The sequence below is a fragment of the Austwickia chelonae genome (genome assembly GCF_003391095.1).
GTDB classification, from domain to species: Bacteria; Actinomycetota; Actinomycetes; order Actinomycetales; family Dermatophilaceae; genus Austwickia; species Austwickia chelonae_A.
On record NZ_CP031447.1, the window covers coordinates 672888 to 685808 of the forward strand.

The 12921-nt window shown below is 65.7% G+C and carries 10 protein-coding genes; 8 read left to right on the forward strand and 2 right to left on the reverse strand.

The window, feature by feature from the left end; all coding sequences use genetic code 11:
- Window positions 1–4: 4 nt before the first annotated feature.
- Window positions 5–748, forward strand: a complete 744-nt coding sequence (locus DX923_RS03020; RefSeq protein WP_116112592.1) for an NUDIX domain-containing protein — start codon at window positions 5–7, stop codon at window positions 746–748.
- A gap of 53 nt (window positions 749–801) precedes the next feature.
- On the opposite strand, the gene DX923_RS03025 is transcribed toward DX923_RS03020, so the two are convergent.
- Window positions 802–1575, reverse strand: a complete 774-nt coding sequence (locus DX923_RS03025) for a DeoR/GlpR family DNA-binding transcription regulator (protein ID WP_162872743.1) — start codon at window positions 1573–1575, stop codon at window positions 802–804.
- Window positions 1576–1833: 258 nt separating this feature from the next.
- Between DX923_RS03025 and DX923_RS03030 the strand changes: the two genes are divergently transcribed.
- From DX923_RS03030 to pcrA, 7 genes are all read left to right on the forward strand, one after another.
- Window positions 1834–2880 carry an autoinducer 2 ABC transporter substrate-binding protein gene (locus DX923_RS03030; protein WP_116112595.1) on the forward strand — a complete coding sequence of 349 codons (1047 nt, stop codon included), beginning with the start codon at window positions 1834–1836 and terminating at the stop codon, window positions 2878–2880.
- Between the two features lie 166 nt (window positions 2881–3046).
- The gene (locus DX923_RS03035; protein WP_116112596.1) at window positions 3047–4549 is read left to right on the forward strand and encodes a sugar ABC transporter ATP-binding protein; all 1503 of its coding nucleotides are present in this window, start codon (window positions 3047–3049) and stop codon (window positions 4547–4549) included.
- Window positions 4546–5715, forward strand: coding sequence for an ABC transporter permease (locus DX923_RS03040; protein ID WP_162872744.1), 1170 nt, complete (start codon window positions 4546–4548; stop codon window positions 5713–5715). The genes DX923_RS03035 and DX923_RS03040 overlap by 4 nt, the downstream gene beginning before the upstream one ends.
- Window positions 5708–6730 (forward strand): ABC transporter permease, encoded by a 1023-nt coding sequence (locus DX923_RS03045; RefSeq protein WP_116112599.1) that lies wholly within the window; start codon window positions 5708–5710, stop codon window positions 6728–6730. Before DX923_RS03040 ends, DX923_RS03045 begins: the two co-directional genes overlap by 8 nt.
- Window positions 6727–8202, forward strand: a complete 1476-nt coding sequence (locus DX923_RS03050; protein ID WP_116112601.1) for an FGGY-family carbohydrate kinase — start codon at window positions 6727–6729, stop codon at window positions 8200–8202. Before DX923_RS03045 ends, DX923_RS03050 begins: the two co-directional genes overlap by 4 nt.
- Window positions 8203–9012: 810 nt before the next feature.
- The gene (locus DX923_RS03055; RefSeq protein ID WP_116112602.1) at window positions 9013–9363 is read left to right on the forward strand and encodes a hypothetical protein; all 351 of its coding nucleotides are present in this window, start codon (window positions 9013–9015) and stop codon (window positions 9361–9363) included.
- Between the two features lie 103 nt (window positions 9364–9466).
- Window positions 9467–11914, forward strand: coding sequence for a DNA helicase PcrA (gene pcrA / locus DX923_RS03060; RefSeq protein WP_116112604.1), 2448 nt, complete (start codon window positions 9467–9469; stop codon window positions 11912–11914).
- Between the two features lie 61 nt (window positions 11915–11975).
- On the opposite strand, the gene DX923_RS16905 is transcribed toward pcrA, so the two are convergent.
- Window positions 11976–12818: a M23 family metallopeptidase gene (locus DX923_RS16905; protein WP_116112606.1), complete on the reverse strand. Its 843-nt coding sequence runs from the start codon at window positions 12816–12818 to the stop codon at window positions 11976–11978.
- Window positions 12819–12921: the final 103 nt, after the last annotated feature.

Genomic DNA, 12921 nt, shown 5'->3' on the forward strand with positions numbered 1-12921 from the left:
CCCGGTGACGACGACAGCGCCCGGCGCGGTGGTGGTGCAGGCGTGGAACGGCTCACAGGACGTCGTCCTCACGGCCCTGAAACATGGACAGGACCCCGAACAGCTCCTGACCAGGCTGGGCTGGCGGGTGGAACGTCCGCTCCGAGCAGAACGGCGCGGCGCGGACATCGTGGTGGAGTTCGCGGTACGAGCAGCCTCGCCATGCTCTCCACCGCCCCCGTGGCACGACCGATCTCCTGTCCGGGAGGAGACATCTGCCGGCCAGCCGGATGTCCTACGTAGACAGCGGGTCTCCTCTGCAGTGCTGGTCATAGCAGACCTTCCGCAGGATGTCCGGCCCGCAGCCCGGTCGGTGCTGGCCACCCGCTATTCCGGGACAGTGGTCCGTTGGGAAGGCGCGTGGGGCCTACCCGGCGGAGGCCTCGAGCCTGCGGAGGAACCGGTTGCCGCCGCTGCTCGCGAAGCCTACGAGGAGACCGGACAAATCGTCGACGTGGACGACTTGGCTTTCGTCCAGAGCGCGCACTGGGTGGGGCGCTCGCCGGCAGGCGTGCTGGAGGACTTCCACGCAGTCCGCCTGGTTTATCGGGGGAGATGCGCTCGTCCGACCCCGGCGGTGGTGCACGATCTCGGCGGGACGACGGCCGAAGCCGCTTGGGTGGCGCTGTCTCGGGCGGACGAACTCGACTGGGCCCCTGGTCCGCGCGCGCAGCTGACTTCACTGGGCGTCTTGTCGTCGGTGGATTGAGCGGTGGCGGCGGTAGTGGTGCGGAGGGTGTCCGCTCGTCGTGGTTCGCTGCTTCAGCCTTGGTCGTCCTGAGGAGTGAGGATTCGTAATCCGGTGGGGAAGGCGCGGGGGTCGTCCGGTGGCCGGTCGGTGACGATGACATCGGCCTTGTCGAGGGGCGTGATATAGCCGGCTTGTCGGACGCCGAAGGCTGAGCTCGTGGCGAGGACGCAACGTTGTCGGGCTGACCGGAGCATTCCGCGTTGGGCGGAGACCTGACCGGGGGCTGTGGTCGTGTACCCGGTGTCGGGGTGGACGCCGTCGACCTCGACCAGGGCCCAGTCGGTGGGATGGTCGGCGAAGAAGTCGGCGGTGGCCGGCCCCGAGGTGACCAGCTGTCCGTTTCCTTCACGGAGTTCACCACCGGCGACGTGGATCCGGAAACCTGCCTGCCTGGCCAGGATGTCTACAGCTCTGAGGTCGTTGGTGACGATCGTCAGTTCTTCGAGGTCCAACAGCAGGGGGAGGAGGGCTTCGCTGATGGGGCCGCCGCTCAGCGCGAGGCATTGGCCGGGGCTGATGAGTCCGCGAACGGAGCGGGCGATGGAGGTGTGGCGTCGCTGTTCCTCGACCGGGTCGGTGTTCTCCGCCCGGCGGGGGTCTGCGTCCGGTCTGATCCGTACGCCGCCGTGGAGCCGTTCGACCAGGTCGGCTCGGGCGAGTGCTTGGAGGTCACGGCGAATGGTGGAGGTGTCCACCTCGAGGTGGTCGGCGAGAACCTTTACTTCTATGTACTCGCCGGAGCGCAACCGACCCAGGATCATCCGTTGCCGGTCGTTGAGTCTCATCCCGGTCCTCCCTGTCCGGTTCGGTCGTTCTGCGCCCACGGTACGCATCACGGGCTGATCTCCTGGTGAGGGGACCCTGACCGGGGGCGTGTCGGGCGAGCGTTGACGGCGCCCGGAAAGTGGCTGGCAGGGGGGGAGAAGAGGGGACTTGACAGTCCCCCGTGCGTGCGAGACCTTTTAAGCGCAGTGCACGTTTTCGTGCACCTTGTGCCTTGGACCGTGTGTTTGCAGTGCGCCGTTTTTCGAGGGGGAGGAAAGATGCGCCTTTCACCTGTCGTGGTTGCCGCGCTGCTCCTGCCACTCGCGCTCTCCTCCTGCGGATCGATCGACGCAGCCCAGGCAGAGCGACCTCCCGGCGGGGCGAAACCACCTGCTGCGGAGAGCATCGACCAGGGGGCCTACGTCAATGTGGTGAAACTCACCGGCATCGCCTGGTTCGACCGGATGAAGATCGGGGTCGAGGATTTTGGTGCCACGTCGGGCCGGAAAACCACCCAGGCCGGGCCGGCCACCGACAGTCCTGAGCAGCAGGCCTCCCTCATCCAGGCGTTGATCGCGCAACGTCCTGCAGGAATGGGCATCATCCCTTCCGACCCTCAAGCCGTCGACGCGGTGGTCAAACAGGCGCGCGGCGCCGGAATCCGCGTCGTGACCCACGAAGCTCCTCAACTGACCAGCCCGGACGCCGATGTCGAGGCCTTCGACAATGCCGACTACGGGCGGAAGATCATCAGCGGCTTGGGCGCCTGCATGGGCGGGCAGGGCGAGTACGTCCAGTTCGTCGGAAAACTGACCGCGACCTCGCACATGGCCTGGGCCAATGCCGTTGTCGAAGAACAACGATCCAGGTTCCCCGCGATGACCCGTATCGGTGACCCCGTGGAGAGCATGGACAGCGCGGAGATCGCTTACGTCAAAGCAAAACACCTGCTGCAAACCCATCCCCGGCTCAAAGGGTTTTCCGGCGCCTCCAGCCAGGACGTCGTCGGTATCGCTCGGGCTGTCGCCGAGGCGGGACTCCAGGACGAGACCTGCGTCCACGGCACCGGCGTCCCCTCGGAGACCAAACACTTCCTCGCTGAGGGAGCCATCGACGCAATCTACTTCTGGGACCCGGCCAAAGCCGGGAAAGCCGTCATGAAAGCGACCCAGCTGTTGGCCGAAGGCAAGAAACTGTCGGACGGGGAGGACCTCGGCGTGGAGGGATATCGCAGACTGCGGCAATCGACGGACAACCCGCTGGTCTTTCTCGGCGACGCCGCGCTCTCGGCGACCAAGGACGACGTCATGAAGTACGACTTCTGACGTCCACGCGGGGTCGACGCCCTACACGTCCGCCCCGTACGACCGCGCCCGGGACCACCCTTCCCCTCCCTCGCCGAAGGCCCGGGTGCGGCCGACCACCCCGTTCCCCACGAATCTCCTCGGCCGGCGGAGCCGAAGGGGAGGAGTCGAACAGCAGGAGACCACAGTGAGCACCGAAGCCACGCCCCCCGCTCCGATCGTGCGGGCCGTGAACGTGTCGAAACGTTTCGGTGGGGTGGTGGCCTTACGTGGGGTCTCCGTCGACTTCCACCCCGGGGAGGTCCACTGCCTCGCCGGAGAGAACGGGTGCGGGAAATCCACACTGATCAAAGTCATCAGCGGGGTGCACCGGCCGGTCACCGGGCATGTCGAGATCGCCGGGCAGGAATACCCCCGGCTCGGCACCGCCCAGGCCCACAGCCTGGGGGTCGAGGTGATCTACCAGGACTTCTCCTTGCTGCCCAACCTGAGCGCGGCGGAGAACATCGCCCTGCCAGGATTCGTCGCCGAACGACGGATGTTCATGCGCCGCAAGAGGAGCAGACTCATCGCCGAGGCCGCGCTCGACCAGATCGGGATCGACCTCCCCTTGGACGTCCCGGTCGAACAACTCACCGTCGCCGAACGACAGCTGTGTGCAGTGGCCAGAGCCATGGCCCATGACGCCCGATTCATCGCCATGGACGAACCGACTACCGCGCTGACCTGGAAAGAGGTCGACGCACTCTTCGACGCCGTGCACCTCCTCAAAGAACGCGGAGTCTCCATGGTCTTCGTCAGCCACAAGATGCAGGAGGTCTTCTCCATCGCGGACCGGGTCACCGTCATGCGCTCAGGGCGGGTCGTCACCTCCGGGCTGCCCGAAGACTTCAGCCACGCCAGCCTGACCGAACGGATGACCGGACGTTCCTCCGACGAGATGCCCGCGCCACCACGCCCCCAGCAGGAGGCCATACCCGCATTGTCCGTACGCGGGATGACCCATGAACCGCTCTACGCCGACGTCAACCTCACCATCGGTCCAGGCGAGATCGTCGGGGTGGCCGGGCTCCTGGGATCAGGACGCACCGAGATCGTGGAAGGGATCTGCGGGATCAGACCTGCCCCTCGCGGCATCATCGAGGTCGCCGGTCGACGCATCCGTCCCCGCTCGCTCAATGACGCCATCGACGCCGGTATCGCCTATGTCCCCGAGGACCGGCTCACCCAGGGGCTCTTCCTCGACCAGTCCGTCGGCGACAACCTGGTGGCCACCCAGGTAGGGCGTAGAGGCGGACGATCTCCTTCCCGGAGCGCACTACGCACCGCCCAGGAAGAGGCCATCGACACACTGAAGATCACCACCGACTCCCTGACCGGGCCGGTACGGGCACTCTCCGGAGGCAACGCCCAACGAGTCCTCCTCGCCAAATGGCTGATGGGAGAACCGAAGGTGCTCGTCCTCAACGGTCCGACCGTCGGAGTCGACGTCGGCAGCAAGTTCGACATCGTCGAGGCACTGCACGAACAGAGCCGCCGGGGCGTGGGGATCCTGCTCCTCTCCGACGACATCCCCGAACTGGTGACCACATGTCACCGCGTCCTGGTGGTACGCAGCGGACGCATCGTGGCCGAACTGGCTGGCGACGATCTGACCGACGATGCGTTGGTGGAGGAGATCTCGGCATGACATCCACGACGAAAACAGCCCGGCCTGCGCGGCGCGCCACCACAGCACCACGTTTCCCTGCACTACGTCGGACGCTCGCCGCCCAGGAGAACCTCGTCCTGGGACTGATCCTGCTGATCCTCGCGGTCGTCGTGATCCAGGTGCCTGGCTACTGGCATGTGGAGACCCTGTTCACCGTGCTGCGGGCCTCCATGGTCGACATGGTCTTCGCGCTGGGCGTACTCCTGGTACTGGTCGCCGGAGGCATCGACGTTTCCTTCCTCGCTGTCGGAGCCTTCTCCGCCTATGTCGCCTGCAAGGTCGCGCTGAGCGGGGCAGACACCATCCCGGCCTGGGCGATCTTCCTGGGCGCGGTGACGATCGGCGCCGTGATGGGAGTGATCAACGCCCTCGTGGTCATCGCGATGCGAGTGTCCACCCTGATCGCCACCCTCGCCACCTCCGCCGTCTACCTCGGGGTGCTCTTCGCCGTGGTCGGGGCCAATGTGATCACGGTCGTCCCCGAATCCCTCCGGCATGTGGCCAAGACCCAGCTGTGGGAGGCCCCCGGCGCCGTCCGCGGAGTCACCAGGCTGAACATCCTGATCCTCCTCGTCGCCCTGTGCTGCATCGCGGTGGCCTTCTTCCTGCGCGGCACCGTCGCCGGACGTTCCGTCTTCGCGATCGGTGGAGACGCCGAATCCGCCGCCCGGGCAGGGATCCAGGTGGACGCCCTGCGGGTCCTGGTCTTCGCGCTGGCCGGCGCACTCGCCGGAACGGCCGGGATCATCCAGGTCACCTTGGCCGGCCGGGCCGACCCGACGACCTTCATGGGACGCGAACTCGACGTGATCGCCGCCGTGGTCATCGGGGGCGCGGCCGTCACCGGCGGCCGGGGAACGGTTCGCGGGGTCTGTCTCGGAGTCATCCTGGTCTCGCTGATCTCGACGTCCTTGGTCCCCCTGGGTGTGCCGAGCATCTGGCAGAAGGCGGCCGTGGGCGTCCTGCTCCTGGTAGGGGTGCTTCTGCAGAGCCTGTCGGCCCGGAACCGCACAGAACGCCCCATCCTGGACGGTGACGCTCCACCTCCCCGGACGCGAGGAGCAGACGGACCGGAGCACCACGACCTACCGGACGGGAACACCGCACCCGCCGGGACGAGACAGGGAGTGCCCGCTGATGTCTGAACAGGCCGTGTCATCCCGTCTACGGCAGCTGAGGCAAGCCGGCGGTGACGGTGCCGGGCTACGACGGATGCTCGTCGTGGCCGCCACGATCTTCGTGGTCTTCTCCCTGGCCACTCCACAAGCCTTCCTCTCACTGGACAACTTCCAGTACATCGCCCTGTCCTCCCCGGAGATCGTCCTCATCTCCTTGGCGATGTCCTTGGCGATGCTGACCGCAGGGATCGACCTGTCGGTGGTCGCCGTGGCGAACCTGAGCGCCATCGCAGCAGCACAGGCCATGGGACACTGGTCTGGTTCGCCCTGGGGGGTGGCGGTTGGGGTCGCCGCCGCGCTCGCCGTGGCCTTGGCATGCGGTCTGGTGAACGCCTGGTTGATCGCGAAATGCGGGATACCGCCGATTCTGACGACCCTGGGCAGCTCACAGTTGTTCGCCGGGTTGTCACTGGTCTGGTCCGGTGGCGCAGTCGTCAAGGGGCTGCCTCCTGAGTTCACCCACTTCGCCTTGACGACTTTTGCCGGGGTCCCTTCGCTCTTCTGGACGATGGCGGGCGTGGCCGTCCTGGTCGCCTGGGTGGTCGGTCGTACTCGGCTGGGTTTCCGGATGAGGATGGTCGGTGACAACCCGCAAGCGGCGGACTTCTCCGGGATCGACCGGGCTCGGGTGCTGGTGTGGACCTACGTGCTCAGCGCAGGCTTGGCCGGTGTCGCCGGTCTGATCATTTCTTCTCGGGCTTCGGGCGCCAACTCCCAGTACGGTGCTTCGTACGTCCTGTTGGCGATCGTGGTGGCCGTCCTGGCCGGGGTCGATCCCGACGGTGGCCGGGTCACCGTGATCGGGGTGGTGATCGCGGTGCTCACGATCCAGATGCTCGGGTCCGGTCTGCTTGCCCTGCAAGGTAGCTCCCACGTGGTGAATATCGCCCAAGGTCTCCTGCTGATCGGGATGGTGCTCTTCAACACCTGGGGTCCACATGTCGCTGACCACCTACGGTCCAGGAAGGTGCCCCTCATATGAAACAGGTCGTCCTCGGCATCGACATCGGCACCGGAAGCACCAAGGGGGTGCTGGTCACCGCGGACGGAACGGTCGTCGCCACCGCCCGTCGCACGCATCGGATCTCCCTGCCGCACCCCGGCCACGTGGAGATGGACGCCGAGCGGCAGTGGTGGGGAGATGTCACCTACATCTGCCGGGAGCTGGCCTCGCCCGACCACGAAGTGGCTGCGATCTGCGTGTCGGGTCTGGGGCCGGCCGTCGTCGCGGTGGACCAGGACTGGCAGGCGTTGCATCCGGCGGTGCTCTACGGGATCGACACCCGCGCTCATGAGCAGATCACGGAGATGACCGCCGAACTCGGCGACCAGCAGATCCTGCGACGCTGCGGCAAGAAGCTCTCTTCCCAGGCAGTGGGGCCGAAGCTGCGGTGGTTGCGGGAGCATCGGGATGTCCCGGCCGCGGCACGGTGGTGTTCATCGCACACCTTCGTTTCCGGGCGGTTGACCGGCCGATGGTTCCTCGATCACCACACGGCTTCCCAATGTGATCCGCTCTACGACATGGCTGCTCAGGGTTGGGCGCAGGACTGGTCGGAGAAGGTCTTGCCGGGAGTGCGTCTCCCCGACCTGGTGTGGCCCGGCGAGATCGTCGGACGGCTCACGCCGCAGGCTGCTTCGGCGACCGGGCTGCCTGCAGGGGTTCCGGTGGTGGCGGGCACCGTGGACGCCTGGGCGGAAGCCCACAGCGTCGGCGTGCATCGACCCGGTGATCTGATGATGATGTACGGCTCGACCATGTTCCTGGTCCAGGTCCTGTCGGCGCCGACGGTGGATGCCGCGCTCTGGACGACCAGCGGGGTCACCTCCGGTTCGCGCACCTTGGCCGCGGGGATGTCCACGTCGGGCACCTTGCTGGAATGGGTGTCGGACCTGGTCTCGGAGGAATTCGCCGAACTGGTGTCCCAGGCCGAGGAGGTGCCCGCAGGTTCCGACGGGCTGGTCATGCTCCCTTACCTGGCCGGGGAACGTTCACCCCTGTACGACCCCGATGCCCGGGGACTCCTGGCCGGGCTGCGGCTGACCCACACGAAGGGCCATCTGTTCCGGGCCGCGCACGAGGGGATCGCCTACGGGGTACGGCAGATCCTGGAGGTCATGGAACAGTCGGCGGGTGCCCCTGACCGGGTGGTCGCCGTGGGCGGCGGAACCCGCGGCGGTCTGTGGATGCAGATCGTCAGCGATGTGTGCGGGATCGAACAGATCGTCCCCGAGACGACGACGGGAGCCTCCTACGGGGGTGCTCTGCTGGCTGCCGAGGGCGTCGGGCTGGTGGAGGCCGGAACCTCCTGGATGCGCACCGCAGGTGTGGTACGTCCACGCAAGCAGGTGCAACGTCGCTATCAGGAGCTGTACCGGGTTTACCGGGACCTGTATCCGAATACGCGGAATTCGATGCACGCCTTGGCCCGGGTACAGGAATCGGTGGGCTGAAGATCACCACCGGCACATTGAACCGGGTGCTCAGGAAAAAGCCTCCCGGACCGGCCTGGCCTCATCGCAGGCCTTCTCGTGGCGGCGTCTCTGTATGATTCGATCGCGACCGCGCGATCAGTAGAGCTCCTGTCGTGAGGGCCCCCCATACCAGGGCGAGTACTACCCATTTGAGAAGAGGCATCTCAGCGTCTTCGAACCAGCCTTGCAGGGCGGGCCGGCTCAGAGCGAGGACCAGGGACACCGTGATCAATAGGCAGCCTGTTGTAGCCTGCATGGCCTTGGACGCCACGGAAAGGAACCTCCCTGCTCCGGGCCGGTATCACGGGCGAAGCGTGCTGCCGACTGATCATTGGTGACCTCCGGCGCAGTGTACAGGCTTACGGAGTATCTGATGCGAAATATTTCGGATCTGTTACTGGTTCAGGCATAGACCTCTTCCATGTGAACCTTATTGGCTGGAAGAGTAGTGCTGGGGGTCTATCCTTCCGTCCTTTAAATATGCATGAATAGTGCACCCGGGGTCATCCTGAATGCGGGGTCGGTGAGCTTAGGTAGGGGAAACCCTGCGTAAAGGTGACCTGTGGGTATATTTGTGAATTTTTGGTGTTCATATTGTGCAGAAAATGAGCTGTTCGATGGCTTGCGGGATGAATATATTGACCCTGCTAACTGCAATACGTATAAGTCGGAATCATTTTTCTGAGGGGCGGAGGATCGCTTCTGGTGCGCGCTCTAACTGCAGTTCAAGAGCGCTTCTCGTATCGCGGTATATCCGTTGTCATGGAATCTCCGGGCTAGGCTGTCGCCATGGTCCTCGCTTTCCAGATCCTCGGCATCGTGCATATCGCTGTCGCCGCTCTCATCGTGGGTGGCTACGTCCTCTTCCTGTCCTCGAACCAGGTGCATCCGCTGATGGTCTGGGCTGCCAGGATGCAGCTGATCCTGGGGCTGGCGATGGTGGGGCTGGCCGAAGGTGGCAAGGTTCTGCGGCTCGACCACGGTTGGGTAGGGGTCAAGTTGGTGGTGGCGATCGCTGTGGTGGCCTGCTGCGAGATCGCTGCGGCGAAGCACCGTCGGGGCACCTCGAAACCGGTCCTGGTCCATGTGGCTTTGGGGCTGACTCTGGTCAACGTCCTGGTGGCCTACGCCTTCCGGTGATCCAAAGCTGATGGGGGCTTGTTCTTCGGCCACCTTCGACAGTTTTTCAGGGATGCAGGCTCGGTAGGCGGGGCGGCTTCCCGGCCCTAGGATGGACGCCGCGATGAGCCTTTTTGACCTTCCAGACGAGTTGCCCCTTCCCGGCTTTGCGATGGCACCGGCGGGAGGTGGCGTGGACGCCGACGGCGTGCCCGGATGGGCGAGATCCGGGGCCCCGACCTCCGCACCGGTGGCAGACGGGCCGACCAGTCCGGTGGAGCCGACCGTCCCGGAGCTGGACGGTGCTTCGCTGTTGGTGGGATTGAACGACCAGCAGGCCGAGGCGGTGCGTCATACCGGTGGTCCTCTGCTGATCGTGGCCGGGGCAGGGTCGGGCAAGACCAGGGTGCTGACCCACCGCATCGCCTACTTGATGGCCGAGCGTGGGGTGAAGCCGTGGGAGATCCTGGCGATCACCTTCACCAACAAAGCCGCTGCTGAGATGCGGGAACGGGTCTCTGCACTGGTGGGCCCGAGCGCCAGATCGATGTGGGTGAGCACCTTCCACAGCGCATGCGTGCGCATTCTGCGCAGGGAGAGCGACCGGGTCGGCCTGCCGTCCAACTTCTCGATCTACGACTCCGCGGACTCCCAACGGTTGATGGCCATGGTCCTGCGCGAGATGGACCTGGATCCGAAGCGTTACCCGCCGCGGAGTTTTTCCGCGCAGGTGTCGAACCTGAAGAACGAGCTGGTCGATGAGGAGACCTTCGCCTCACGTGTGTCGGAGACGAATCCGGCCGAGCGGGTCCTGGCGGAGGCGTACTCGGGATATCAGCGCAGACTTCGGCAGGCGCACGCCCTGGACTTCGACGATCTGATCATGACGACGGTGAACATCCTCCAGGCTTTCCCGGAGGTGGCCGAGCACTACCGCCGCCGGTTCAAACACGTCCTGGTGGATGAGTACCAGGACACCAACTACGCCCAGTACGTACTGGTCAAGGAGCTGGTCGGCACCGACGCGCCGCAGGCGGGGCACCGTCCGGGCGAGTTGTGCGTGGTGGGTGACGCCGACCAGTCGATCTACGCCTTCCGGGGTGCGACGATCCGCAATATCGTCGAATTCGAGCAGGACTATCCCCAAGCTCGGACGATCCTGTTGGAACAGAACTATCGGTCGACCCAGACGATCCTGCGCGCTGCCAATGCGGTCATCTCGCAGAACACGTCGCGGCGTCCCAAGAACCTGTGGACGGATTCGGGTGAGGGCGCGAAGATCGTCGGCTATGTCGCTGATTCCGAGCACGACGAGGCCGCTTTCATCGCCCGTCGGATCGACGAGCTGGGGGACCGGCACGGCGTCCGGCCCGGAGATGTCGCGATCTTCTACCGGACCAATGCGATGTCGCGGGCCTTGGAAGAGGTCTTGGTGCGGGTCGGCCTGCCGTACAAGATCGTCGGTGGGACCCGCTTCTACGAGCGCCGTGAGGTCAAGGACGCGCTGGCCTATCTGAGGGTGATCGCCAATCCTGCGGACACGGTGAATCTGCGGCGGATCCTCAATGTTCCCAAGCGTGGTATCGGTGACCGGGCCGAGGCGTGCATCGCCTCTCTGGCCGAGCGGGACGGAATCACCTTCGCGGAAGCCTTGGTCCGGCCGGAGGATGCTCCAGGGTTGGCGACCCGCTCGGCGGCGGCGATCACTCGTTTCGTGGGTCTTCTCGACGAGCTGCGTGCTGTGGACGAGAGCGGTGCCGGGGTAGCTGCGGTGGTGGGCGCGGTCGTCGAGCGCACCGGCTATCTGGAGGAGCTGCGGAATTCACGAGACCCGCAGGACGAGAACAGGATCGAGAACCTCGCGGAGCTGGTCGCGGTGGCCCAGGAGTTCGACGAGGCCCGAGTCGCCGAGGACGGAGCCCCCTCTTCGACGGCGTTGGCCGAATTCCTGGAACAGGTCGCGCTGGTGGCTGATTCCGATGACATCCCCGACGACCCCCAGGCACAGGCTCAGGGCGTGGTGACCTTGATGACTTTGCACACGGCCAAGGGCCTGGAGTTCCCGGTGGTCTTCCTGGTCGGCATGGAGGACGGGGTCTTCCCGCACGTCCGCAGCTTGGGGGAGACCCAGGAACTGGAGGAGGAACGGCGGCTGGCCTATGTCGGGATCACCCGGGCGAGGGAGCGGCTGCATCTGACGCGGGCGGCTACCCGGTCGGCCTGGGGCGCGCCCCAGTACAACCCCGCCTCACGTTTTCTCGACGAGGTCCCTGCTGAGGTGATCGAGTGGGAGCGGTCCGGCCCGTTGCCAGGCGCCCGGGGCGCAGGGCAAGAGCGGTCGTCACGTCGCGAGCCTGCGGTGGCAACGTTGTCGAACCGGTCTGCCGGCCGCGGTGCTGGTCGTGCCCTATTGTCCTTGAACGCTGGTGATCGAGTGACACATGACAGTTTCGGCCTGGGCAAGGTGGTCCGGGTCGAGGGCGAGGGGGATAAGACGATCGTCCATGTCGACTTCGGCGGCGAACAGGTGAAACGGCTGCTGCTGCGTTACGCCCCGTTGGAGAAGCTCTGAGGAAGTCTTCTCCCCTGGGGTGAGCAGGAGGAGAAGTGACCTCGTGGGAGAGGCCGGAGGATCAGCGCGAGGCGATGCCGCGCGCTGCCATCCACGGTTCAGGGTTGATCGGTGCGCCGCCTCCGGGCCGGATCTCCAGGTGGAGGTGGGGTCCGGTGCTCTGACCGGTGTTGCCGAGCTGGCCGACGAACTGTCCAGGCTGAACTTTCTGCCCGACACGTACAGCGATGGAGTTCATGTGGCCGTAGTAGGAGACGGTGCCGTCCCAGTAGCGGATCTGGACGATATTGCCGTATCCGGACATCTGCCCGGCATAGGTGACGACCCCGGAGGACATGGCACGTAGGGGGGTGCCCAATGGCGCGGCGAGGTCAATGCCGTAGTGGAAGGTTCCCCAGCGGGGGCCGAATCCGGAGGTGAAGGTCGCTCCGGTGACGGGGGCATTCCAGGTGCGACTCAGGTCGACGACCGGCTTGGGTGGTGCGACGGGGGCTTTTTCCGGGACCGGAGCCGGGGCAGGTGCAGGGGGTGTTGTTGCTTCGGGTTCCGGGGTGACCGGGGTTGCCTCGGCAGGGGGCGAGGCGGGCGTCGAGGGCGCTGCCTCGGGAGTGGGTGCGGGTTCGGGCGCCTTGGGTTCCTCGGCTTGCGGGGACATCATCAGGGCTGCCGGTCGCACTATCGCATTGGCCTGGGTGATGTCGGCGAGGGAGGTGTTGGTCGCAGTCTGGACGAGTGCGAAGGTGGCGCCGAGGCTGACTGCGGAGACGGAGACCGGCTTGACGAGCGATGGCCCGACGCGCCGCTTACCGGAACGGTGTCGGCCGGAGGGGCCGCTGTTCTCGGAGGGACGGGCGGTCGAGGTGCCGTAGGCGGGCCTGTGGCGACCGTTGTAGGGAGAAGACACGTGGTGAATCCTGGGTGTTGAGACGTCCGAAGGGCTGAACATCGTGTACATGAGCGTCTTTATGAAGTTGCGACCTAAACGTTATCTCATGGTGATGCTTTAC